This window comes from Phycicoccus avicenniae, assembly GCF_050496545.1.
GTDB classification, from domain to species: Bacteria; Actinomycetota; Actinomycetes; order Actinomycetales; family Dermatophilaceae; genus Phycicoccus; species Phycicoccus avicenniae_A.
Genome location: NZ_JBNVZV010000001.1, coordinates 42,283 through 64,762, shown reverse-complemented (window position 1 = coordinate 64,762; position 22,480 = coordinate 42,283). Strand labels below are relative to the sequence as shown.

23 protein-coding genes are annotated in these 22,480 nt (G+C 71.9%); 15 read left to right on the top strand and 8 right to left on the bottom strand.

The annotated features are described in order from the left end of the window. Positions 1 to 29: 29 nt before the first annotated feature. The gene (locus ACQZ2A_RS00320; RefSeq protein ID WP_430206495.1) at positions 30 to 566 is read right to left on the bottom strand and encodes a hypothetical protein; all 537 of its coding nucleotides are present in this window, start codon (positions 564 to 566) and stop codon (positions 30 to 32) included. Positions 567 to 737: 171 nt separating this feature from the next. Here ACQZ2A_RS00320 and ACQZ2A_RS00315 point away from each other — a divergent pair, with 171 nt between their 5' ends. The 6 genes from ACQZ2A_RS00315 to ACQZ2A_RS00290 are packed head-to-tail and all read left to right on the top strand — an operon-like array spanning position 738 to position 6,350. Then, entirely contained in the window at positions 738 to 2,336 is a 1,599-nt protein-coding gene (locus ACQZ2A_RS00315) for a lysine 5,6-aminomutase subunit alpha (protein ID WP_430206494.1), read from the top strand. Beyond that, entirely contained in the window at positions 2,333 to 3,124 is a 792-nt protein-coding gene (locus tag ACQZ2A_RS00310; RefSeq protein WP_430206493.1) for an OAM dimerization domain-containing protein, read from the top strand. The genes ACQZ2A_RS00315 and ACQZ2A_RS00310 overlap by 4 nt, the downstream gene beginning before the upstream one ends. After that, positions 3,121 to 3,513 carry a hotdog domain-containing protein gene (locus ACQZ2A_RS00305; RefSeq protein ID WP_430206492.1) on the top strand — a complete coding sequence of 131 codons (393 nt, stop codon included), beginning with the start codon at positions 3,121 to 3,123 and terminating at the stop codon, positions 3,511 to 3,513. The genes ACQZ2A_RS00310 and ACQZ2A_RS00305 overlap by 4 nt, the downstream gene beginning before the upstream one ends. A 14-nt stretch (positions 3,514 to 3,527) precedes the next feature. Continuing rightward, the gene (gene lnt, locus ACQZ2A_RS00300; RefSeq protein WP_430206491.1) at positions 3,528 to 5,090 is read left to right on the top strand and encodes an apolipoprotein N-acyltransferase; all 1,563 of its coding nucleotides are present in this window, start codon (positions 3,528 to 3,530) and stop codon (positions 5,088 to 5,090) included. Beyond that, a complete protein-coding gene (locus ACQZ2A_RS00295; RefSeq protein ID WP_430206490.1) occupies positions 5,083 to 5,862 on the top strand; it encodes a polyprenol monophosphomannose synthase in 780 nt (259 codons plus the stop codon). Before lnt ends, ACQZ2A_RS00295 begins: the two co-directional genes overlap by 8 nt. Beyond that, positions 5,859 to 6,350 carry an FxsA family protein gene (locus ACQZ2A_RS00290; RefSeq protein WP_430206489.1) on the top strand — a complete coding sequence of 164 codons (492 nt, stop codon included), beginning with the start codon at positions 5,859 to 5,861 and terminating at the stop codon, positions 6,348 to 6,350. Before ACQZ2A_RS00295 ends, ACQZ2A_RS00290 begins: the two co-directional genes overlap by 4 nt. Before the next feature lie 82 nt (positions 6,351 to 6,432). On the opposite strand, the gene ACQZ2A_RS00285 is transcribed toward ACQZ2A_RS00290, so the two are convergent. Further along, positions 6,433 to 6,792, bottom strand: a complete 360-nt coding sequence (locus tag ACQZ2A_RS00285) for an RNA polymerase-binding protein RbpA (RefSeq protein ID WP_430206488.1) — start codon at positions 6,790 to 6,792, stop codon at positions 6,433 to 6,435. 201 nt (positions 6,793 to 6,993) lie between these two features. Between ACQZ2A_RS00285 and ACQZ2A_RS00280 the strand changes: the two genes are divergently transcribed. Together ACQZ2A_RS00280 and ACQZ2A_RS00275 are read left to right on the top strand one after the other, a co-directional pair. Then, on the top strand, positions 6,994 to 8,349 hold the full coding sequence (locus ACQZ2A_RS00280; RefSeq protein WP_430206487.1) for an MFS transporter: 1,356 nt from the start codon (positions 6,994 to 6,996) through the stop codon (positions 8,347 to 8,349). Positions 8,350 to 8,511: 162 nt separating this feature from the next. Continuing rightward, on the top strand, positions 8,512 to 8,739 hold the full coding sequence (locus tag ACQZ2A_RS00275) for a hypothetical protein (protein ID WP_430206486.1): 228 nt from the start codon (positions 8,512 to 8,514) through the stop codon (positions 8,737 to 8,739). Between the two features lie 22 nt (positions 8,740 to 8,761). Here ACQZ2A_RS00275 and ACQZ2A_RS00270 read toward each other — a convergent pair whose 3' ends face one another. Further along, the gene (locus ACQZ2A_RS00270) at positions 8,762 to 10,156 is read right to left on the bottom strand and encodes a D-alanyl-D-alanine carboxypeptidase family protein (RefSeq protein ID WP_430206485.1); all 1,395 of its coding nucleotides are present in this window, start codon (positions 10,154 to 10,156) and stop codon (positions 8,762 to 8,764) included. Between the two features lie 299 nt (positions 10,157 to 10,455). Here ACQZ2A_RS00270 and ACQZ2A_RS00265 point away from each other — a divergent pair, with 299 nt between their 5' ends. From ACQZ2A_RS00265 to ACQZ2A_RS00250, 4 genes are read left to right on the top strand one after another with little or no spacing between them, the layout of a single operon-like run. Next, complete coding sequence (locus tag ACQZ2A_RS00265; protein WP_430206484.1) at positions 10,456 to 10,845, top strand: single-stranded DNA-binding protein; 390 nt, start codon at positions 10,456 to 10,458, stop codon at positions 10,843 to 10,845. A gap of 5 nt (positions 10,846 to 10,850) precedes the next feature. After that, on the top strand, positions 10,851 to 11,348 hold the full coding sequence (locus ACQZ2A_RS00260; protein ID WP_430206483.1) for a pyridoxamine 5'-phosphate oxidase family protein: 498 nt from the start codon (positions 10,851 to 10,853) through the stop codon (positions 11,346 to 11,348). Beyond that, the gene (locus tag ACQZ2A_RS00255) at positions 11,345 to 13,708 is read left to right on the top strand and encodes an ATP-binding cassette domain-containing protein (protein ID WP_430206482.1); all 2,364 of its coding nucleotides are present in this window, start codon (positions 11,345 to 11,347) and stop codon (positions 13,706 to 13,708) included. The genes ACQZ2A_RS00260 and ACQZ2A_RS00255 overlap by 4 nt, the downstream gene beginning before the upstream one ends. 36 nt (positions 13,709 to 13,744) lie before the next feature. Continuing rightward, positions 13,745 to 13,888 carry a hypothetical protein gene (locus ACQZ2A_RS00250; RefSeq protein WP_430206481.1) on the top strand — a complete coding sequence of 48 codons (144 nt, stop codon included), beginning with the start codon at positions 13,745 to 13,747 and terminating at the stop codon, positions 13,886 to 13,888. 75 nt (positions 13,889 to 13,963) lie between these two features. Here ACQZ2A_RS00250 and ACQZ2A_RS00245 read toward each other — a convergent pair whose 3' ends face one another. Both ACQZ2A_RS00245 and ACQZ2A_RS00240 read right to left on the bottom strand, forming a co-directional pair. Beyond that, the gene (locus ACQZ2A_RS00245) at positions 13,964 to 14,797 is read right to left on the bottom strand and encodes a hypothetical protein (protein WP_430206480.1); all 834 of its coding nucleotides are present in this window, start codon (positions 14,795 to 14,797) and stop codon (positions 13,964 to 13,966) included. A gap of 485 nt (positions 14,798 to 15,282) precedes the next feature. Next, positions 15,283 to 16,800: an SDR family NAD(P)-dependent oxidoreductase gene (locus tag ACQZ2A_RS00240; RefSeq protein WP_430206479.1), complete on the bottom strand. Its 1,518-nt coding sequence runs from the start codon at positions 16,798 to 16,800 to the stop codon at positions 15,283 to 15,285. A gap of 50 nt (positions 16,801 to 16,850) precedes the next feature. Here ACQZ2A_RS00240 and ACQZ2A_RS00235 point away from each other — a divergent pair, with 50 nt between their 5' ends. Continuing rightward, positions 16,851 to 17,585, top strand: coding sequence for an SGNH/GDSL hydrolase family protein (locus tag ACQZ2A_RS00235; protein ID WP_430206478.1), 735 nt, complete (start codon positions 16,851 to 16,853; stop codon positions 17,583 to 17,585). Between the two features lie 183 nt (positions 17,586 to 17,768). Here the strand turns inward: ACQZ2A_RS00235 and ACQZ2A_RS00230 are convergent, their stop codons facing one another. The 3 genes from ACQZ2A_RS00230 to ACQZ2A_RS00220 are packed head-to-tail and all read right to left on the bottom strand — an operon-like array spanning position 17,769 to position 20,157. Further along, the gene (locus ACQZ2A_RS00230; protein ID WP_430206477.1) at positions 17,769 to 18,524 is read right to left on the bottom strand and encodes an amino acid ABC transporter ATP-binding protein; all 756 of its coding nucleotides are present in this window, start codon (positions 18,522 to 18,524) and stop codon (positions 17,769 to 17,771) included. Next, the gene (locus tag ACQZ2A_RS00225) at positions 18,524 to 19,318 is read right to left on the bottom strand and encodes an amino acid ABC transporter permease (protein ID WP_430206476.1); all 795 of its coding nucleotides are present in this window, start codon (positions 19,316 to 19,318) and stop codon (positions 18,524 to 18,526) included. The genes ACQZ2A_RS00230 and ACQZ2A_RS00225 overlap by 1 nt, the downstream gene beginning before the upstream one ends. Positions 19,319 to 19,362: 44 nt before the next feature. Continuing rightward, entirely contained in the window at positions 19,363 to 20,157 is a 795-nt protein-coding gene (locus tag ACQZ2A_RS00220; protein ID WP_430206475.1) for a transporter substrate-binding domain-containing protein, read from the bottom strand. A gap of 106 nt (positions 20,158 to 20,263) precedes the next feature. Between ACQZ2A_RS00220 and ACQZ2A_RS00215 the strand changes: the two genes are divergently transcribed. Then, positions 20,264 to 21,409 (top strand): methyltransferase domain-containing protein, encoded by a 1,146-nt coding sequence (locus ACQZ2A_RS00215; protein ID WP_430206474.1) that lies wholly within the window; start codon positions 20,264 to 20,266, stop codon positions 21,407 to 21,409. 22 nt (positions 21,410 to 21,431) lie between these two features. Continuing rightward, positions 21,432 to 22,253: a DUF1028 domain-containing protein gene (locus tag ACQZ2A_RS00210; RefSeq protein ID WP_430206473.1), complete on the top strand. Its 822-nt coding sequence runs from the start codon at positions 21,432 to 21,434 to the stop codon at positions 22,251 to 22,253. Positions 22,254 to 22,480 lie beyond the last annotated feature (227 nt).

Below are 22,480 nucleotides of genomic sequence, written 5' to 3'. Positions count from 1 at the left end.
CGAACCAGACCGAACCGCCGCGGACCCCGTCAGCAGCCGCCGCAGTTGTAGTAGGTGACGTCCCAGTGGTTGCCCTCGTCCGCGTAGACGTTGCCGGACGCCGCCTTGTACTGGCGCGCGCCGTCGCCCCGCAGGCCGATGTACGTGTACGTGCCGGTGATCCAGCTCGTCAGGCAGGTGGTGCGCGAGAAGTCGAGCTTGTACCCGTTGTAGTGCGAGTAGGTGCCGCTCGCGTGGCCGACCTCGGTGCCGCCGGTGATGTTCAGCGAGCATCCACTCGCCGACTTCAGCGTCTTCGCGCCGTCGATCGTCGCCTGGCGGATGCCGTCGAACGAGGTGCAGGTCGAGTTGCTGCGCGTCGTGCACCCGCCCGAGGAGGACCAGGTGATGCCGGCCGCCCGGAACTGGGACTCGGCGCTGGCCTGGGTCACCGCGGCGGCCGGCCCGGCGAAGGCGACCCCGGTCACCAGGGCCGTGGCGCCCGCGAGCGAGGCCGCACGCAACCGGGCCCGGAAGAGTCCACGCCGGGGGCGGACGGGGGAGGGGGCAGGGGTGGTGACGGTCATCGCGGTCCCTTCGCTCGGAGCCCGGCCGGCGTCGTCGGCGGCCGTGACTTTGTTCCGCCAAGGCAACCGCGACCGTGAACCACCTGCAACCGCACGGGGCAAGACGCGAGGATCTGCGGCACGCAGCCCGGAGCGCTACAAGTCCTACGGCCTCGTTGCTAGATTGGCGCCGTGTCTTCGCGTCGCCCTCCCGTCCTCGACCTCGATCCCAGCGTCGTCCGTGCCGCCCGCCGGCTGGCACGCACCGCCGGGAAGCCCGTCGTCGACCTCGCCCGCGCCCACACGACCGTCTCGGTCGAGCGCGCGACCCTGCGCCTCGCCGGGCTCGCCGGCGCCGACCACGACGGCACGCCGTGGGTCAACCACCTCGTCGACGCCGTCCGCGCCGAGGTCGGTCTCGAGCACGGCGTCACCACGCCGGTCTGGGACGCCCTGCGCCGCGGCGAGGCCCCCGACCTGCTGACCCTTGCGCAGAAGGCCAGCAGCGGCAGCGCATCCTTTCGCCTCCCCGAGAAGCGCGACCTGACCTCCTCCCGCAAGGCCGCCCGCACCGCCTTCGCCAAGGGCATCCGCGCCGTCGACACCCAGCGCCGCGCCCGCGAGAAGATGATCGCCAAGGTCGGCGACGCCCCCCGCACCCCGTGGATCTACCTCATCGTCGCGACCGGCGACATCCACGAGGACATCCCGCAGGCCCAGGCCGCCGCGCGCGAGGGCGCCGACGTCATCGCCGTCATCCGCTCCACCGGGCAGTCCCTGCTCGACTTCGTGCCCGAGGGCGCCACCCGCGAGGGCTACGCCGGCACGTACGCCACCCAGGAGAACTTCCGCCTGATGCGTGCCGCCCTCGACGACTCCAGTCGCGAGCTCGGCCGGTACGTGCGCCTCACCAACTACGCCTCCGGCCTCTGCATGCCCGAGATCGCAGCCCTCGCCGGCCTCGAGCGGCTCGACATGATGCTCAACGACTCGATGTACGGGATCCTCTTCCGCGACATCAACCCGATCCGCACCTTCGTGGACCAGCGCTTCAGCCGCCAGGTCCACGCGCGCGCCGGCATTATCATCAACACCGGCGAGGACAACTACCTCACGACGGCCGACGCCATCGAGGCCGCCAACACCGTCACCGTCTCCCAGCTGCTCAACGAGTACTTCGCCAAGGAGGCCGGCCTCGAGGACTGGCAGCTCGGCCTCGGCCACGCCTTCGAGATCAACCCCGAGGTCCCGGACAGCTTCCGGATGGAGCTCGCCCACGCTCTGCTGGCCCGCCAGCTGTTCCCGAAGGCCCCGCTGAAGTGGATGCCGCCGACCAAGCACATGACCGGCGACGTCTTCCGCGGCTACCTCCTCGACGGCTTCTTCAACCTCGTCGGCGCGATGACCGGCCAGGGCATCCTCCTCGTCGGGATGATGACCGAGGCCGTCGTCACGCCCTGGCTCTCCGACCGCGACCTCGCGCTCCAGAACGTCCGCTACGTGATGGACGCCGCCGGCGGGCTGACCGAGGACTTCCACCCGCCGCGCGACGGCTTCATCCAGACCCGCGCCCGGCAGGTGCTCTCCGAGGCCGTCGAGCTGCTCGACCGCATCGTCCACGACACCGACACCGCCGGCGACCCGCCATTGCTCGCGGCCATTGCGGACGGCACCTTCGGCGCCATGAAGCGACCCCCGACCAAGGGCAAGGGCTTGGACGGCGTCGTCGTCAAGGCGGACGGCTACGACAACCCGGCCACCACGCTGCTCGAGGAAGGGGCGACCCGATGAGCGACACCGCCACCCCGGCCGAGCGCGGCCCCCTCGTCCGTCCCTACGGCGACACCACCGGCGACGGGATGGTGCAGGTCTCCTTCACCCTCCCGCTCCCGCACGACAAGCGCGCGGAGGGCGCCGCCCTCCAGCTCGCCGCGAAGATGGGCATGAGCCCGGCGCTGCTGGTCCACGCCAAGGCGATGGGCCCGGACTTCACCTTCTTCGTCGTCTACGGCTCGGTCACCCACCTCGTCGACCTGCGCGACGTCCACGTCGTCGAGCGCGAGTTCCCGCTGCTCGGCTCGGCCGAGGTCAACCAGGCCATCCGCAGCCACCTCGGGCGCAAGCTCGTCGTCGTCGGCGCGTGCATCGGCACCGACGCGCACACGGTCGGCATCGACGCGATCCTCAACATCAAGGGGTTCGCGGGGGAGAAGGGCCTGGAGTACTACCGCGAGATGAAGGTCGTGAACCTCGGCGCGCAGGTGCTCGTCCCCGAGCTCGTCGCGAGCGCCCGCGAGGTCGGCGCCGACGCCGTGCTCGTCTCCCAGGTCGTCACCCAGCGCGACGCCCACATCCACAACACGACGACGATGTCGGCCGCCTTCCGCGAGGCCTTCCCGGCCGGCGAGGTGCCGCTGCTCGTCGTCGGCGGCCCGCGCTTCGAGGAGGGCTCGGCGTCCGCGCTCGGCGTCGACCGCGTCTTCGGCCGCGGCACGACCCCCGGGGAGGTGGCCTCCTACCTCGTCCACGAGCTCGTCGCCTCCCGCACCACCCGCGACCCCCGAGGAGAGCAGCGATGACCCGCGCCGAGGTCGGCCAGACCGTCACCCACCGCCGCTACGTGCCGTTCAGCCACGCGCACTACGCCGGCAACCTCGTCGACGGCGCGTACTCGCTCGCCGCGTTCGGCGACGTCGCCACCGAGATGTGCATCCGCACCGACGGCGACGAGGGCCTCTTCGCCTCGTACTCCGACGTCCAGTTCCGCGCGCCCGTGCGTGCCGGCGACGTCATCGAGATCGAGGCCCGGCTCGTGCGGGTCGGATCCCGTTCGCGCGAGATGGAGTTCGAGGTGCGCGTCGTCGGGCGTGGTGCCCCGGAGCGCGGGGAGTCGGCGGCCGACGTCCTCGACCCGCCGCTCGTCGCGACGACGGCCCGCGGGGTCGTCGTCGTGCCCCCAGCCGGGTGACCTACCGTGGGCCGGTGCGCACCCCGCCCCGGCTCCCGGCGAGCCTCGCCGCCGCCGTCCTCGCCGGTCTGGCCCTGTGGCTGTCCTTCCCCGACCACGACAGCTGGTGGCTCGCGCCCGTCGGGGTCGCCCTGCTCGGCGCCGCCACCCTGACCGCGGGCGCGGGGCGCGGCTTCCTGGTCGGGCTCGTCGGCGGTCTGGCCTTCTTCGTCCCGACGCTGTCGTGGTCCGGCGTCTACGTCGGCGAGGTGCCGTGGTTCGCCCTGGCCACCCTCGAGGCCCTGTACATCGCCCTGATGTCCCTCGTCGTCGGCTGGGCCGGCCGACGCCTAGTGGGCACCGGCCACCGCGCCGCCGCCCTCCTCCTCGTGCCGCTCGCCTGGGTGGCGCAGGAGTGGGCCCGCTCGACCACGCCGTACGGCGGGTTCCCCTGGGCGCGACTCGCGTTCAGCCAGGCCGACAGCCCGTTGGTGCACCTCGCACGGTGGTTCGGTGCCCCCGGCGTGACGTTCGCCGTGGCCGTGGTCGGCACCGGTCTCCTCGCCGCCGGCTGGGCCCTCGCCGGTCGCCGCCCCCTCCGCGTCGTCGTCGGTGTCCTGCTGGCCGCGCTGCCGTTCGCGTCCGGCCTCATCCACCTGCCGACCGACGGGCGCACCGAGGCGGTGGGCTTCGTCCAGGGCAACGTGCCGCAGGCCGGCCTCGACTTCAACGCCCAGCGCCGTGCCGTCCTCGACAACCACGTCCGGGGGAGCGAGGCCCTCGCCGAGCGCGCACCGGACGACCTCACCCTCGTCGTGTGGCCGGAGAACGCCTCGGACATCGACCCCTTCCGCAACGCCGACGCGAACGCCGAGATCCGCGCCGTGCAGCAGACCCTCGGGGTGCCGCTGGTCGTCGGCGCCGTGCTCGTCGAGCCGCCCGGCGCCAACTCCAACGTCTCGCTCTTCTACACGGGATCCGGTGAGCCGCAGCGCTACACGAAGCTGCACCCGGTCCCGTTCGCCGAGTACATCCCGCACCGCGCGTTCTTCCGGATGTTCACCTCCGCGGCCGACCTCGCGGGCAACTTCGTCGCCGGCACGACGATCGGCGTCTTCGACGTCCCCGCGCCCGGCGGCACCTACGCGGCCCTGCCGACGATCTGCTTCGAGGTCGCCTACGACGGCCTGATGCGCGACAACGTGCGCGCCGCCGGCGCGAAGGACTCCCTCATCATGGTGCAGACCAACAACGCGACCTTCGGGTACACCGCCGAGTCCGAGCAGCAGTTCGCCATCTCGCGGCTGCGGGCCATCGAGCACGGGCGCAGCGTCGTGCACGTCTCGACCGTCGGCGTCAGCGGCTTCGTCGCCCCCGACGGCACGGTCACCGGCAAGACCGGCCTGTTCACCGCCGAGCAGGGCATCGGCCGCCCGGTGCTGCGCAGCGAGCAGACCCCGTCGGACCGGATGGGGGAGGCGCCCGTCGTCGTCGCGACCGCCCTCCTGGCCCTCCTCGTCCTGTCGGCGGCGCGCCTGCGCCGGGGCGTTAGGGTGGCGCGAGACCCCAGCACCCCCGAGGACCACCCCGTTGCCTGACACCACCCGTCCGCCGCTCGAGCGCGTCGCCGTGCTCATCCCGACGTACAACGAGCGCGAGAACCTGCCCGTCGCCGTCCGCGGCGTCCGCTCCGCCGTCCCGGCCGCCGACGTCGTCGTCCTCGACGACGCCTCACCCGACGGCACGGGCGCCGTCGCCGACGAGCTGGCCGCAGCGGACCCGCAGGTCCACGTCATCCACCGCGCGGGCAAGGAGGGGCTGGGCGCCGCCTACCTCGCCGGCTTCCGCTGGGCCCTGGAGCAGGGGTACGACGCCGTCGTCGAGATGGACGCCGACGGCTCGCACCGCCCCGAGCACCTGCCCTCGCTCCTCGCGGCCGCCGCCGACGCCGACGCCGTCATCGGCTCGCGCTGGGTGTCCGGCGGGAAGGTCGTCAACTGGCCCGTGCACCGCAAGGCGCTCTCGGTCGGGGGCAACCTCTACGTCAAGGTGCTGCTCGGGATGCCGGTCAACGACGCGACCGCCGGCTTCCGGGTCTACCGCGCCGACGCGCTGCGGAAGATGGGCCTGGAGGACGTCGCCTCGCAGGGCTACTGCTTCCAGACCGACCTCACCTGGCGGGCCGTGCGTTCCGGGCTGACCGTCGTCGAGGTGCCCATCACCTTCGTCGAGCGCGAGGTCGGCGCCTCGAAGATGAGCCGCGACATCATGACCGAGTCGCTGCGGCGGATCACCGGCTGGGGTGTGCGCCACCGGGCGCGCCAGGCCAAGGAACTGGTGCGCCGCCCGGAGCGTTGGCACGAGCTGTGACCCGTCTCGGCGCCACCCCGTACGCCGGCCGCGGCCGACGTGGTCGGCTCGTGCGCCGGATCGTCGCCCTGGTCTTCGTCCTCGTACCCCTGCTCGAGGTGCTGACCATCGTCCTGGTGGCCAGGGCCATCGGCGGGCTGCCGACCTTCCTGCTGCTCGTCCTCACCTCGGTGCTCGGCGCCTGGGTCATCCGGCGCGAGGGCTCGCGGGCCTGGCGGGCACTGCGCGAGGCCGCACGCAGCGGGCGGATGCCCGCCCGCGAGCTGGCCGACGGTGCGCTGGTCCTCGTCGGCGGCCTGCTGCTCGTCCTGCCCGGCTTCCTCACCGACGTCCTCGGCCTGCTGGCCGTCCTGCCGTGGACGCGTCCGCTGGCCCGGGTCTGGCTCGAGGCCCTCGTCGCGCGGCGACTCCTCGCCCCCTTCGGCGGTGGCCCACGCCGCCCGGGGGACGGCCCTCCGGACGTCGTCCAGGGCCAGATCGTCGACTGACGCCGCCCGGTACCCCGGACACGACGACGCGCCGGCCACCCGGGTGGGCGGACCGGCGCGTTCGGCGCGGGGCGTCAGGTGCTCAGGCGCTCTTCTTCTTCGTCTTCTCGCCGCGCGACTCGCGCAGGAGGACCAGGCGCTCCTCCAGAAGCTCCTCGAGCTCGGGGATGGAGCGGCGCTCGAGCAGCATGTCCCAGTGGGTGCGCTGCGGCTTGACGGGCTTGGCCTCCGGCTCGGGGCCCCCACCCTGGAGCTTGGCGACCCCACCGCAGCGGCACTCCCAGGTCGGCGGCACGTCGGCCTCGATCGAGAAGGGGAGCTCGATGCTGTGGCCGTTGGGGCACAGGTACGTCGTGATGCGCCGCTCGGAGGGGACGACGTGGTCGTCGGTCTCCATGCTGAGGGCGCCGAGTCGGCTGCCGCGTAGGCTGCGTTCTGCCATGGGTGTCTCCCGAGGTTCTTGATGTCCCGACCGGTGTCGTCGCGGCCGGGTCAGTGCTGAGAGAACGTGCGCAGGGGGTTCGTTGTTCCGCCCCCTACCGGTTGGTACCGACGGGTGTGATCCACCTCACACTCCCGTCCCCGTGACACCGATGTCGCGTTGCGCCGACGCGAGGGCCGTCCTCGTCGCTACCGTCACCTCGTGAGCACACCGCCCGCCGTGCCGGCCGACATCACCGGACCCGCCGCCCTCGACCTCGCCCCGCCGACCTCGAAGCGGCGCGTGCTCGCCTGGGGCATGTGGGACTGGGGGACCCAGCCGTTCAACACCGTCATCACGACGTTCGTCTTCTCGGTCTACCTCACGAGCTCCTCGTTCGGCAGCACGAACACGACGTCGACGGCGCTGGCGATCTCGACCGCGCTCGCCGGGCTCTTCGTGGCCCTGCTGGCGCCCGTGCTCGGCCAGAACTCGGACCGCTCGGGCCGCACCGTGCACAACCTGCGCCGCCAGACCTGGCTGCTCGCCGCGCTCTCGGCGGCGCTCTTCGTCGTCAAGCCCGAGCCGGGTTTCCTCTGGCTCGGCCTCGGCCTGCTCGCCGTCGGCTCGGTCGTCTCGGAGATCGCGGGCGTCAACTACAACGCGACCATCGAGCAGGTGGCGAACCCGCGCACCGTCGGCCGGGTCTCCGGCTTCGGCTGGGGGATGGGCTACCTCGGCGGGATCATCGTCCTGCTGCTCATCTACTTCACCTTCATCCAGCCCGAGGTGGGGCTGTTCGGGGTCAGCGACACCGACGGGCTCGACATCCGGGCCTCGATGATCGTCTGCGGCGTGTGGACCCTGCTCTTCACGATCCCCGCGTTCCTCGTCCTCAAGGACCGCCCGCGCGAGGCCGCACCCCGCGTGGGGGTCGCCCAGTCCTACCGGCTCGTGTGGCGCTCGATCCGTGGGCTCTGGACCGTCTCGCGGCACACCGTCTACTTCCTCCTCGCCTCGGCGCTCTTCCGCGACGGGCTGGCCGGCGTCTTCGCCTTCGGCGCGATCCTGGCCGCCGGCACCTTCGGCCTCTCGGCGGGCGACGTCATCATCTTCGGCGCGGCGGCCAACATCGTCGCGGGCCTGGCCACGATGGCCTTCGGGATGCTCGACGACCGGATCGGCCCGAAGCGGGTCATCATGATCTCGCTCGGCGCCCTGGTGCTCCTGGGCATCGCCATCTTCGTCTTCCACGACGGCGGCAAGGCGGTGTTCTGGCCACTCGGCCTGTTGATGACCGTCTTCGTCGGGCCGGCCCAGGCCGCGTCGCGCAGCTTCCTCGCGCGCCTCATCCCCGAGGGCAAGAGCGGGGAGATCTTCGGGCTCTACGCGACGACCGGCCGGGTGGTCTCGTTCCTGTCGCCGGCGGCCTTCGGCCTGTTCATCGCCCTCGGCGCGGCCGTGACGGGCGCGGAGAACACGCAGTACTGGGGCATCCTCGGGATCGTGCTGATCCTCGCGGCGGGCTTCGCGGTGATGCTGCCCGTCAAGGAGCACGGCGAGCACACCGTCTCCTGACCGGTCCGCCACCGGGATGAGGACACCAGGCCACGACGCCCGGGACACCGGACCCTCGCTGGTCGTGTTCTCCGGGCGACCGGGCACCGGGATGCGGTGAACCCGGTGCCGGAGGCCCGCCGGTCCTGGCGGGAGGCCGCCCGGCGAGCAGGAGTACCGCTGGTGAGCCTGGAGACGGTCCTGCCCGACCGGGGGGAGCACCGACGACGGGTCGAGCACCGCGTCGCTGACATCCCCGATCACGTGGTTCCGACGTGGGAGGACGTGCAGAACGGCGAGTGGAGCGCCTGGGACGAGGTCCGTGACGGCCCTCGACTGCTGGTCGATGCCACCGACACGGCCTCGGCGGTGGCCCTGGTGCTCGCCGCCGTCGTTCGACCGGAGGTCTGAGGACCGCAGCCCGCGGCGACGGTCAGCCCGCGAACTCCCAGTGCCACGGCTCGGGGAGCGAGCCGCCGGCCTCGGCCCAGGCGGGGTGGAACCAGCCGTAGAGGGGGGCGTTCTGCCGCATCCAGCGGTGCGCCGCGCTGCCGAAGTCGTCGACGCCGCCGCACAGGTCCAGGGCCCTCCCGAGGCCGTGCCGGCTGGTGCCGGGCGTGGCGGCGAACCGGCCGCGGGTGCCCTTGACCGCCACCTGCTCGGAGTAGGAGCGGTAGGAGTCGGTGATGCACAGCGGGGTGCCGGTCTGGGCGGCGTAGGCCTTGCTCATCGCGTCGAACGCGGCCGCCGGGCGGGGCGCGAGGCGCTCGCCGGGGGCGCCCCACACCGGGCAGAGGGCGCTGGCCGGGAACATGCCGTTCGGGTGCAGGCCGGAGTCGTCGGAGCAGGGCTTGCCCACGTGGGCGGTCTCGACGACGGCGAGGCTGAGGGCGGTGCGCAGCCGCTCGGCGGCGGCTCGCGCCTCGGGGGTCCGGGCGCCGACGAGTGCGCCGGCGATCGGGCCGGCCTTGTCGACCTCGGCCATCTGGAGCGTGCGCAGGCTGCGGACCTTCGCGCGCTGGGCGGCCATCGCGCCGTCGAGCTTGGCCTTGGCCGTGGAGATCTTCGTGCGGGCGGCGACGGCCTCGCGCTCGGCCTGCTCGGCCGTGGCGGTGAGCCGCACCTGCTCGGCGGTGAGGACGCGCACCTCCTGGAGGGCCCGGGTGCGCTGGTCGGTGATGTAGGAGAGGTCGCCGAGCGGGTCACCCACACGCTCGTCGTCGGCCTGCATCGCGTCGAACATGCCCGTGATGTCGGAGTTGCCGCCCCCACCGGAGTAGACGTCGAAGACCCAGTCCTTGACCAGCGCCCGGGCCGTGGCCAGCCGGCTCTCGAGCCGGGCGAGGTCGGCGCGGGCGGCGGAGGCCTCCTGGACGGCGGCGGTCTGGGCGTCGGTGGCCGCGGCCAGCTCCTCGAGCACGGCGTTGGAGCGGTCGGAGAGCTCGTCCATGCGGCGCATCTCGGCGGCGACGGCCGAGGTGGAGCCCTCGATGAGCGCGGCGACCCGCTGCGCCTCGGCGACCTGCGCGGCGAGCGCGGCGGCCGAGACGGGCGGCGGCTCGACGGGCTCCTCGTGCCCGCCCCCGGCGGTCGGCGGACGCGGCGTGGCGGACGGACTGGGGCTCGGCGAGGGCGTCGGGGACGGCGAGGTCGAGGGCGACGGCGTGGGTCGCGGTGACGAGGTGGGCGTGGGGGAGGGGAGCGGCAGCGGGTCGGCGGTGCCGACGACGGCCGAGGCGGCCGGTGCGACGAGGCCGGCTCCGAGCGTGGCGCACGCCACGACGAGAGCGGACCGGCGGAGCACCGCCCCCACCACTGACTGACGCACGACCACTCGTTTCCATGCCGGAGAACCCCGACGAGCGGGGTCCGCGCACGCCCTGCATCGTGCGCGCCCTCCACCATAGGCACTCGACCTTGGAAGCAGGTGGGGACCGGAGAAAAAGGTCGACCGATCGGCGGCGGGTCCCGGCCGAACGGGCCCACCCGTCCCAGCCGCCCCACCCGGCACGTCGCTCGTCCACAGGGCGGGTCCGGGAGCCCGCTCGTCCACAGATCGCCGACCGGCCTTGCCGGACACCGGGGCGACGCAGTGGGCTGGGGCCACGCCGACGTGAGGAGGACCCGATGAGCGGGACCGACGAGAACACCGTCCACCTGGTCGGGAGGGTGACCTCCCTCGACCCGCCCCGTGAGCTGCCGAGTGGCGACGTCGTCCACTCGCTGCGCGTCACCGTGCCGCGGCCCCGCGTCCGGGGACGCGACCGGCCCGGGGTCGACACCCTCGACGTCGCCTGCTGGAGCGCCGGCACCCGCCGGATCGCGGGCCGGCTCGTGGTCGGCGAGCGGGTCGAGGTCGACGGATCGCTGCGGCGCCGGTTCTTCCGGGCCGGGGCGGGCGCCGCCAGCCGCTACGAGGTCGAGGCCGTCCGGGTGCGGCGGTTGCCCGACGAGGCGTCGGACGCCGAGGTGGTGAGGAACCGAGAAGCGCCGCGCGCGTCGGCCCCCCTAGCCTGAGGCCCATGAGCGACGAGGCGACCCCTCCCGACGGACCCCGCAGCCGCGCGGTGCGCCGCCGCGACACCGAGCGGCGGCTCGCCGACGACGTCGACCTGTGGGTCGGCACGGCGTCGAGGGGCGGTGTGCCGCACCTCGTTCCGTTGTCCTTCGACTGGGACGGCGAGCACGTGCTGCTCGCCACGCCGGCCGACAGCCCCACGGGGCGCAACCTCGCGGGCTCCGGCGACGTACGGCTGGCGCTCGGGGGCACGCGCGACGTCACGACGGTGGAGGGGAGCGTCGAGGTCGTCCCGCTCGACGCGCTGCCCGACGCCGTCGGGGACCGGTTCGCCGCGCGCACCGGGTTCGACCCGCGCGCCGAGGGGCCCGGGTACGCCTGGTTCCGCGTCCGCCCGGTCCGGGTGCAGGCCTGGCGGGAGGCGAACGAGCTCGCCGGGCGCGAGCTCATGCGTGAAGGCCGGTGGCTCGTCGACGCCGCGACCGCGGGGGAGGGGCGATGACCGGCGCCGACGGGCACGACGTCATCCGGGTCCAGGGCGCCCGCGAGAACAACCTCAAGGACGTCAGCGTCGAGCTGCCGAAGCGCCGGCTGACGGTGGTCACCGGTGTCTCCGGCTCGGGCAAGAGCTCGCTCGTCTTCGGCACCGTCGCCGCCGAGTCCCAGCGGCTGATCAACGAGACCTACAGCGCGTTCGTCCAGGGCTTCATGCCGAGCCTGGCCCGTCCCGAGGTCGATCGCCTCGAGGGGCTGACGACGGCGATCATCGTCGACCAGGAGCGGATGGGCGCCAACCCGCGTTCGACCGTCGGCACGGCCACCGACGCCAACGCGATGCTGCGCATCCTGTTCAGCCGACTCGGCGAGCCGTTCGTGGGCCCGCCGCCCGCCTTCTCGTTCAACATCCCGACCCGCCGGGCCAGCGGCGTCATGAGCACCGAGAGGGCCGGCCGCACCGAGAAGTCGGTCGTCAAGGGCGCGGTCTACCTCGGCGGCATGTGCCCTCGGTGCGAGGGCATGGGCCAGGTCAGCGACATCGACCGGAGCGCGCTCTACGACGAGACGAAGACGTTGCGCGAGGGCGCGCTGACCGTGCCCGGGTACTCGATGGACGGCTGGTACGGGCGGCTGTTCGAGGGGATGGGGCTGCCGATGGACGCCCCGATCGCCACCTTCACCGACAAGCAGCTCGACACGATGCTCTTCGCGCCGCCCACCAAGATCAAGGTCGAGGGCGTCAACCTGACCTTCGAGGGGATCATCCCGAAGATCCAGAAGTCGATGCTCTCCAAGGACCCCGAGGCGATGCAGCCGCACGTGCGCCGGTTCGTCGAGCGCGCGGTCACCTTCCAGACCTGCCCCGAGTGCGCCGGCACCCGGCTCACCGCCGACGTCCTCGCCTGCCGCATCGCCGGCAAGAACATCGCCGACCTCTGCGCGCTCCAGATCACCGACCTGGCGGAGTGGGTCCGTGCGCTCGAGGAGCCCTCTGTCGCACCGCTTCTCGCGGGGCTGCAGCACCTGCTCGACTCGTTCGAGCAGATCGGCCTCGGGTACCTGTCCCTCGACCGACCGGCGGGCACCCTGAGCGGGGGAGAGGCGCAGCGGACCAAGATGATCCGGCACCTGGGCTCCGCGCTCACCGACGTCACCTACGTGTTCGACGAGCCGACCATCGGCCTGCACCCGCACGACATCGAGCGCATGAACGGCCTGCTGCTCCAGCTGCGGGACAAGGGCAACACGGTGCTCGTGGTCGAGCACAAGCCGGAGACCATCGCCATCGCCGACCACGTCGTCGACCTCGGCCCCGGCGCCGGCACGCACGGCGGCGAGATCGTCTACGAGGGGCCGGCCGACGGGCTGCGGGGGAGTGCCGGGCCCACCGGCCGCCACCTCGACACCCGGGTCGCCCTCAAGGAGACGGTGCGTGGTGCCACCGGTGCCCTCGAGATCCGCGGGGCGATGCGGCACAACCTCGTCGGGGTCGACGTCGACGTGCCGCTCGGGGTGCTGTGCGTCGTCACCGGTGTCGCGGGGTCGGGCAAGAGCTCGCTCGTGCACGGCTCGCTCGCCGGGCGTGATGGCGTCGTGGTCGTCGACCAGGGGGCCATCAAGGGCTCCCGGCGCAGCAGCCCGGCCACCTACACCGGTCTGCTGGACCCGGTCCGCAAGGCCTTCGCCAAGGCCACCGGCGCCAAGGCGTCGCTGTTCTCCTCGAACTCCGAAGGCGCCTGCCCGTCGTGCAACGGCGCCGGCGTCATCGTCACCGAGCTCGGGGTGATGGCCACCGTCGAGACGCCGTGCGAGGAGTGTGGGGGCCGACGGTTCCGCGCCGACGTGCTCGAGCTGCGGCTCGCCGGGCTGAGCATCGCCGACGTCCTCGACCTGTCCGTCGACGACGCCCGCACCTTCTTCGGCACCGGCGAGGCCCGCACACCGGCCGCACAGACCGTCCTCGAGCGGCTGGCCGACGTCGGGCTCGGTTATGTCACTCTCGGCCAGCCGTTGACGACGCTGTCCGGTGGGGAGCGCCAGCGCCTCAAGCTGGCCACCCGGATGGGCGAGTCCTGCGACGTCTACGTCCTCGACGAACCGACCACCGGGCTGCACCTCGCCGACGTCGAGCAGCTGCTCGGGCTGCTGGACCGGCTCGTGGACTCCGGGACCTCGGTGGTGGTCATCGAGCACCACCAGGCCGTCATGGCGCACGCCGACTGGATCATCGACCTCGGGCCGGGCGCCGGCCACGACGGCGGCCGGGTCGTCTTCGAGGGCCCCCCGGCCGACCTGGTCGCCGACGGGTCGACGCTCACCGGGCGCCACCTCGCGGCCTACGTCGGGGCGGGCACCGGCGCCTGAGCGTGCCGGCGCGCACACCGCGTGGTCGACTGGGACATGGATGCCATCTGGTGGGTCGTCATCATCCTCACCGTCCTCGTCGGGGGTGGCGGTGCGTTCGCCGCCTACTACTGGTTCGAGGTGCGCCCGGAGACGCGTGGGAAGCACCCCGACCGTCAGGGACCCCGGAACGATACATAACGCCGACAATCCACATGTGCAATTGCAAGCTGGACTGGTCGTCTACAACCGAACTTGATAATTCAATGCTGCACGCTAAGGCACGTCAATGCCGCGTGTACGACTCATGCGTGCGACCGGGGGAGCGACGAAGTACGTGAACTTGATGAAGTCGTCGACACTGTCATAAGGCGGGTCGGAGTATCGGTGAAATCGGTCGATGCTTCGCATGAATACCGTCAATGTAGTGCCTACAGAGACGTGCTCCTCCTGCGGTACCCAGACAAAGGAGAACTCGGTCCCGGTGTGTCGGGGCTTCCACTCAGGAGACCCGCCGAAAAAGTCGCCACGCGCGACCATCCACTCAAGATCGCGGTCAAATGGGTCGGAGGCTGAGCATGTGATGGTGACTTCTTGACCAACCTCCAACACAAAGGTCCCCTCCGTATTGGATCTCCAATCTCCGACTTGTCCCAGTGAATCGACGCCTGACACAATGGACGGGTAGAACAACTTGGTGGCGGGGTTAGTGCTACCCAAGTACATGGATACGCAGTTCCGCACCTCGCCGGCTATGCCAGACACAAGGTCACGCTCATGGGGAACCAGTGCCCGGCTGTGTGCAATGGTGTTTCGCACGTCCACCAAGTAAGACAGCAGGGCCATGTGGATTTCCCACTTCGGAAAGACCGGCTCAAAGGCCTGCCGGTTACTGTCGACTATATTGACCAAGTCCTTGGTGTACGTGTAGTCCAGCAGGTTTGAGGACACGGCCACAGACGGACGCTTGGTCTGTTCGTTCTTCCGAACGCCTTGTAAGGACGTCTGAGGCGGCGCCCCGGGACTGCTCATCCAGTCGTTACCCAGCACGGTCTGGATCGCTAACCGAAGCGCGTTCTCAGCGCCTTCCAGAGCCTGCATGGGGTCCATGTTTGGAGTCTACGTACACGTTGTCAGGGACGTCACGGAAGTGGTCAAGCACCACTAAACGCTTGCCGCTGCGCCAACGCCTGTCAAGCTTCACGTCGAAGGGACGCATGAGCTGCTCATACCAACGTGGCGCAGGAACAGTCTTGTGGGCACTCACTGCGACAAGGTGGTGGCTCTAGAAACAGCCATTCACTGGGGATGCGGATGAAGTCACCTGCACGCTCATGTGGCACGTCATCAAGGTTCGATGGAGCGCTCCTGGATTCACGCGCAACAGTCGGGCCGCTGTCTCCACCGTGAGGTAACGCGTGGTTGAGGTACCTAGGAACCGCACTGAGGGTGCTCCTTCTGTAGAAATGAGCGTGCCGCAGGCAGCCTGTCCACGCTCCCGGCACACCAGCCGCTGTTGCTGGTGTGTTGGGAGTGGCCGTAACGCCGATAATCGACATTATGTCATTACGCTGGAGCCGGAGGCACTCCTCCGCTCACCAGGGACTGGGCCGGAAGTCCTTGAGGAAGCAGCCGTACAGGTCCTCCCCGGCCTCGCCGCGCACCACCGGGTCGTAGACGCGCGCCGCGCCGTCGACCAGGTCGAGCGGCGCGTGCCAGCCCTCGTCGGCCAGCCGCAGCTTCTCGTCGTGCGGCCGCTCGTCGGTGATCCACCCCGTGTCGACGGCCGTCATGAGGATCCGGTCGGTCTCGAACATCTCGGCCGACGACGTGCGCGTCAGCATGTTGAGGGCGGCCTTGCTCATGTTCGTGTGCGGGTGCCCCGGGCCCTTGTAGCGGCGCGAGAACTGGCCCTCCATCGCGCTGACGTTGACCACGTAGGCCCGCCGCGCGCCGGCGCGCACCGCGGCCCGCATCGACGGCCGCAGCCGCGACACGAGGAGGAAGGGAGCGGTCTGGTTGCACAGCTGGACCTCGAGCAGCTCCAGCGGGTCGACCTCGTCGACGTGCTGGGTCCAGGAGTTGGTCCGCTGGAGGTCGGGCAGCAGTCCCCCGGCGTCGACGGCCGTCCCCGCGCGGTGGCGCTCGAGCGACGCGCTGCCCGCCGACAGGGCGATGGCGCTCAGCTGCGCCGCCGTCCGGGCCGCCAGCGCGTGGGCGCTGCTCTCCCCGTCGTGGTGCGCGACCTCGTGCTCGCGCAAGGCCCCAGCGATGGCGGCCGGGTGGGCCTCGCTGACCCGGTCGAAGGTCACCATGTCCGGCAGCGCGACGTCGGTGGGCAGCGGGGCCGACTCGAGCTCGACCAGCCGCGAGTACGCGCCGGGGCTGCGCCGCACGGTCTGGCAGGCGTTGTTCACGAGGATGTCGAGCGGGCCGGCGGCCGCGACCTCGTCGGCCAGCGACAGCACCTGGGTGGGGTCGCGCAGGTCGATGCCGACCACCTTGAGCCGGTCGATCCAGTCGGGGGCGTCCTCGAGCGCCGCGAACCGCCGCACTGCATCGTGCGGGAAGCGCGTCGTGATGGTCGTGTGCGCACCGTCGCGCAGCAGCCGCAGGGCGATGTACATCCCGATCTTGGCCCGTCCCCCGGTGAGCAGCGCTCGCTTGCCGGTGAGGTCGGTGCGCTGGTCGCGCTTGGCGTGCGACATCGCCGCGCACGACGGGCAGAGCCAGTGGTAGAACGCGTCGACCTGCACGTAGTCGGTCTTGCAGATGTAGCAGCCGCGCGGGTTGCGCAGGGTCCCGGCGACGGCGCCGCGGACGCTCGAGACCAGCGGGATCCCCCGGGTCTCGTCGTCGATGCGCTGGCGCGAGCCGGTCGCGGTCGCCTCCGTGACCGCCCGGTCGTGGGCCACCTCGGCCGCCCGGGCCGCGGCCTTGCGGTCCTTGCGGACGGCCTTGTACATCTTCCCGGTGGCCCGCTTGACGGTCTGGATGTCCGGGTGGTCGGCGGGCAGCTCGTGCAGCGAGCCCAGGACGCGCAGGACGACCGCGAGGTCGTCCGGGGCGATGCCGGCGGGGGCGCTCGGGCTCGTGGGGGCGGGCGTCGTCACCGGAAGAGCCTAGGGGCAGCGCCCGTGCCCCCTGACCATAGGCTGGCCGGGTGACCGCCACTCCCCTGCCGCTCGGGTACGAGAACCGCACCGGACGCGGCCGCGGCGTGCTGACCCGGGCGCTCGGGAGCGTCCTGCCCGGCGTGCGGCGCGTCAACGACCAGGTGGAGCCGTACGCCCGCGCCTGGACCGCCCACAACGCCACCGCCTTGGGCACACCGGGCCGGCGCTGGGTGGTCCTCGGCGACTCGATGTCCCAGGGCGTCGGCGCCTCGGCATGGAACGCCGGCTGGGTGGACCAGCTGGCCGGCCTCCTCGCGGAGCGGGGCCATCCGCTGGTCGTCGTGAACCTCTCGGCCACCGGGGCCCGCACGCCCGACCTGCTCGAGCAGCAGCTGCCGGTGCTGCAGGCCCTCCCTCCGGCGGTCGGCACCGACGAGCCCGACCTCGTGACGGTGCTCATCGGCTCCAACGACCTGTTCGCCGGCGGTGCCTCACGCCGCGGCCTGCCGGACGCCTTCGCCGCGATGGTCGCGGCCCTCCCCCGCGGCGCGGTGGTGGCCACCCTCCCCCAGCCCCGGCAGGCGGCGCGGCTGGCCAACCGGCACCTCGAGGACGCCGTCGAGCGTGGCGACCTGACCATCGTGGACCTGCGCACCGACGGCCCCACCAGCTGGCGCGGGAAGCTCGCCTCGGACTTCTTCCACCCCAACGACGCCGGCTACGCCGAGATGGCCGCACCGTTCCTCCCCGTCGTCCTGCGCGCCCTCGAGCGGCGCCCCTGACGAGGGGCCGACCTCGCCGTCAGCCGAGGTCGACGTCGGCCGCGTCGACCGTGCCGACCCCTCCCCCGGCACCAGCTCGGGGACGACCTGCCACGCCTCGCTGCCGGCCTCGAACTCTCCGACGGCGTTGTGCTGCACCCAGACCACGGGCACGCCCAGGCCGGGGCGCCGACAGCGGGCGGGTCAGAGCACCTTGGAGAGGAAGGCCTGCGTGCGCTCCTCGCGCGGGTTGGCGAGCACCTCGGTGGGGTCGCCCTCCTCGACGATGACGCCGCCGTCCATGAAGACGAGGTTGTCGCCGACCTCGCGGGCGAAGCCCATCTCGTGGGTCACGACCATCATCGTCATGCCCTCGGCCGCGAGGTCCTTCATGACGCCGAGCACGTCGCCGACGAGCTCGGGGTCCAGCGCCGAGGTGGGCTCGTCGAAGAGCATCAGGTCCGGGGACATCGACAGCGCCCGCGCGATGGCGATGCGCTGCTGCTGGCCGCCGGAGAGGTGCGCCGGGTAGGCGTCCTCGCGGTGCGCCAGCCCGACCTTCTCGAGGTTCTTGCGGGCGATCTCGACGGCCTCGCCCTTGCTGCGCTTCTTGACGCGGAGCTGCGCGATGGTCAGGTTGTCGAGCACCTTGAGGTGCGGGAAGAGGTTGAACTGCTGGAAGACCATCCCGATCCGGCTGCGCAGGGCGTCGAGGTGCACGTCGGGGTCGGTGACCTCGACCCCCTCGACGAAGATCTTCCCCGAGGTCGGCTCCTCGAGCCGGTTGACGCAGCGCAGCAGGGTGGACTTGCCCGACCCCGACGGCCCGATGACGCAGGCCACCGACCCGCGCGCGACGCGGAAGTCGATGCCCTTGAGCACCTGGTTGTCGCCGAAGTACTTGTGCAGGTCCTGCACGTCGATGGCAGGTGCGGTCTCGTCGACGGTGATCTCGGCCATCAGCGCGCCCTCTCGGCTCGGGCCTCCATGCGCCGGACGACGATGGACAGCGGGACGGTGATGATCAGGTAGCAGAGCGCCGCCACGGTCAGCGGGGTGAGGTTGGCCTCGTCGTTCAGGCCCTCGCGGCCGAACTTGGTCAGCTCGTACGCGGAGACCGACAGGCCGAGGACGTAGACCAGCGAGGAGTCCTTGGTGAGCAGGATCAGCTCGTTGGTGAGCGGCGGCAGGATGATCCGGAACGCCTGCGGGATGACGATCGAGACCATCGCCCGCGACTGGGTCATGCCGAGCGAGCGGGCCGCCTCGACCTGCCCCTTGGGCACCGCCTGGATGCCGGCCCGGATCGTCTCGGCCATGTACGCCGCGCCGACCAGGCCGAGCGCGATGGTCACCGTGCCGAACGTCCCGCCCGGGAGCTGGCGCCCCGGGAAGGCCGTCGGCAGACCGAAGTACAGGCCGATGAAGACGATCAGGGCCGGGACGCCGCGGAAGAACTCGATGAACCCGGTGGCCAGCCACCGGTAGGGCCCGACCGACGACAGCCTCATCAGCGCGAGCACGAGGCCGAGGACGAGGCCGAAGAGGAAGGCCCCCAGCGTGTAGAGGATCGTGTTCTTCAGCGCGGTCGTGATGACCTCGGGGAACTGCTTGGCCACCAGCGCCGGGTCGAGGAACGCGTCCTTGAGGGTCGCCCAGTCAGCGGTGAGGACGAGCGCGGCCACGAGGACCACGAGCACCGCGTACTGCACCCCCCGACTCACCTGGGCGCGCTTGCGCGGGGTCATCGCCATTCGTGGCTCCTGGGCTCAGACGGGTCGGGGGGCGACGGCACCGGTCAGCTGGTCTTGGGCTCGGTGCCGAACCACGTCTTGTAGGTGGCGTTGTAGCTGCCGTCGGCCTTGGAGTCCGTGATGACCTTGTTGATCGAGGCGAGGAGCTCGGCGTTGCCGCCCTTCTTCACCGCGAAGCCGTACTGCTCGCCGGTCTGGAACTCGGCGGTGACGAACGTCGTGGGGTTCTTCTTCGCGAAGTCGAGGAGCGGCCCGTTGTCCTGGATGACGGCGTCGACCTGGCCGGTGGTGAGCGCGGTGGTCTGGAGGCCGAGGTCCTCGAAGGACTTCTGCGTGACGCCCTTGGGGGCGTTCTCCTTGGCGTAGATCTCGCCGGTGGTGCCGGACATCACGGCGAGGGACTTGCCGTCGAGCTTGGCGAGCGAGTCGATCGACTTGTCCTTGGTGAGCAGCGCCTGGGTGGCGTCGAAGTACGGGTCGGAGAAGTCGATGGCCTTCTTGCGCTCGTCGGTGATCGTCATGCCGGCGGCCGCGACGTCGCAGGTACCGCTGTTGAGCGCCTGGCCCGACTGGATGCCCTCGAAGCCGGTGACGGTGACCGCGAGCTCGAGCTTGTTGGCCTCGGCGACCTTCTTCATGAGGTCCATGTCGAAGCCGACGATCTCGCTGCCCTTCTTGAACTCGAAGGGCTCGTACGGCAGGGAGGTGCAGACCGTGAGCTTGCCGTCGGCGACGACGTTGGCCCCGCTCTCGGTGGTCGTGGTCTCGGTGGCGCAGGCGGAGAGGCCCAGAGCGAGAGTGCCCGCGGCGATGGCGGAGGTCATGAGGCGCGTGTTCATGACCTGCACCCTAGGGGGACCGACGGTTTCCGTCACGCACATCCGTGTTTCATCTGGGAAACATCCGTGCCGGGCCCCACGCGCCCTCGCCGTACGCTGTGCGGCGATGCAGTGCGACTACTTCGATGCCGGCCGCTGCCGGTCGTGCACCCTCATGGGCACCCCCTACGGCGAGCAGCTGGCCGACAAGGAGCGGCACGTCCGCGACGTGCTCGCGCCGCACGCGTCCGGCACGCGATGGCTCGCGCCGGTGACCTCGCCGCCCTCGCACTTCCGCAACAAGGCCAAGCTCGTCGTGGGCGGGCGGGCGGGCCGCCCGACGCTCGGCATCCTCGACGAGCGCGGTCGCGGGGTCGACCTGCGCCGCTGCGGCCTCTACGAACCGGGGCTCTCGGCCACCTTCGACCCCCTGCACCGGTTGGTCGCCGACCTCGGCATCGAGCCGTACGACGTCCCCGCCCGCCGCGGCGAGCTGAAGTACGTCCTCGTCACCCACTCCCCCGACGGCGAGCACCTGGTCCGGTTCGTCGTGCGGAGCGATGCCGGGCTCGCCGCCGTGCGCGGTGCCCTCCCGCGGCTGCGGGCGGCCCTCCCCTCGGCGCGCGTCGTGACCGTCAACCTCCACCCGGAGCACAAGGCCGTCCTCGAGGGCGAGACCGAGGTGGTCCTCACCGACGAGTCGCTGCTGCCGATGCGGCTCGGCGAGGTCACGCTCAACGTCGGGCCGCGGGCCTTCTTCCAGACCAACACCGCCGTCGCCCGCGAGCTCTACGGCCAGGCCCGACGGTGGACCGACGCGGTGGAGCCGGCGTCGGTGACCGACCTCTACTGCGGCGTCGGCGGGTTCGCGCTGCACCTCGCGGCGTCCGCGCGTCGGGTGACCGGCGTCGAGACGTCGGAGGAGGCGGTCGCGGCGGCCCGGGTCTCGGCCGCCGAGCAGGCCGCCCGCACCGGCGACCCGGAGGTGACGTTCACCGCCGGCGACGCCACCACCGGTGTGCCCGGCGACCCCGAGCTCGTGGTCGTCAACCCGCCCCGGCGGGGCATCGGCCCGGACCTCGCGGCGCGGCTCGAGACCTCGGCGGCCGCGCACGTCGTGTACTCCAGCTGCAACGTCGACACGCTCGCGAGGGACCTGGCCGCGATGCCGTCCCTGCGGCCGGTCGAGGGGCGCGTCGTCGACATGTTCCCGCAGACCCGGCACGTGGAGGTGGCGGTGCTGTTGCGCCGCACCGCATCTGCCGCGGGCTGACCCCCGCGCCTACGCTCGCGGCATGACCTTCTCGATCGCCGCCCGGGACGGTGACGCCTGGGGCGTCGCCGTCGCCAGCAAGTTCCTCGCCGTCGGGTCCGTGGTGCCGCGGGTGGTCCCGGGCGTCGTCGCCGTCGCGACCCAGGCGATGGCCCGGGTGGCCTACCTCGACGAGCTGGAGCGGGCGCTGGCCGGCGGCGCGGACGCCGCCGACGCCCTCGCCGCCGCCACGGCCGCCGACGACGGACGCGAGGACCGCCAGGTCGGCGTGGTCGGGGCCACCGGTGCGGCCACCTTCACCGGAGCCACCTGCCTGCACTGGGCCGGCGGGGTGAGCGGGTCGGACGACACCTCGGCGTACGCGATCCAGGGCAACATCCTCACCGGGCCCGAGGTGGTCGAGGCGATGGAGTCCGCGTGGCGCGCGCACGCCGGTGCGCCCCTGGACGTCCGGCTGCTCGCCGTCCTGCTCGCCGGCGACGCGGCCGGGGGCGACTCCCGGGGCCGGCAGAGCGCGGCCCTGCTCGTCCGGGCACCCGGCGCCGGCTACGACGCGGGCGGCGTGCTGGCCGACCTGCGCGTCGACGACCACCCCGACGCCCCTCTCGAGCTGTCCCGGTTGCACGGCCTCTCGACGCTGTACTTCGGCACGGCCGAGGAGGTCCTCCCCCTCGCCGGAGAGCTGCGGGAGGAGGTCGGGCGGCTGCTCGCGGAGGCCGGCCACGACGGGCCGGTGGAGGAGGCACTCGAGGCGTGGGCCGGCGAGGTGAACCTCGAGAACCGGCTCTCCCGGAACGGCATCGACACCCGCGTCCTCGACGCCCTCCGGACCGGGCTCCCCTGACCTGCCGGTCCCGTCGCCCACCTCGCGACGGAGGAGCCCTGACCGAACACTTACCCAGTCCTGACCTGGGGTTTGTTCCGTCGTGACCGGAGGGCTCGTAGCGTGGTCACTGGTGACAGACGCCCCCGCCGGCCTGGTCGACACACCCTGAATGTGTCGCCCGTCCTCCCCCTCCGGCTCGACGGGACGGCGACGTCACCGACTGCGCCTCGGCGTCGGCCGGCTCA